The organism is Desulfopila sp. IMCC35006 (assembly GCF_005116645.1).
Lineage (GTDB): Bacteria > Desulfobacterota > Desulfobulbia > Desulfobulbales > Desulfocapsaceae > Desulforhopalus_A.
Map to the genome: position 1 here is coordinate 1 of NZ_SWCM01000068.1, position 293 is coordinate 293.

A 293-nucleotide genomic window follows, 5' to 3' on the forward strand; every position below is an offset into this window, starting at 1 on the left:
CGAATTGAAACAATTATGATTTGTCGAGCTAATCATGTTTTAGGGTGCTTGAGAACAAGCACCGGGTTCAGCATGGAGATAATATCTTTGCAAGATTATTCTGCAGATCAGATATACTAAAGGGTTTTGGCAGAAAAACGTCCGGTTGACTCCCCTGCTCCTTACCAAAGACTAATTCACTTTCAGAATAGCCACTGCTCAACAATATTGGAATAGTAGGATTGCTCTTCCTGATTACTTTCATGGCTTCAATTCCATCCATTTCAGGCATTGCAACGTCCATAACAATTGCA

The 293-nt window shown here is 39.9% G+C and carries 1 protein-coding gene; it reads right to left on the reverse strand.

Going from position 1 to position 293, the window contains the following annotated elements; translation table 11 throughout:
• Window positions 1-67 precede the first annotated feature (67 nt).
• On the reverse strand, window positions 68-293 hold a 226-nt coding region (locus FCL47_RS24190), incomplete at its 5' end, for a response regulator (RefSeq protein WP_136816281.1).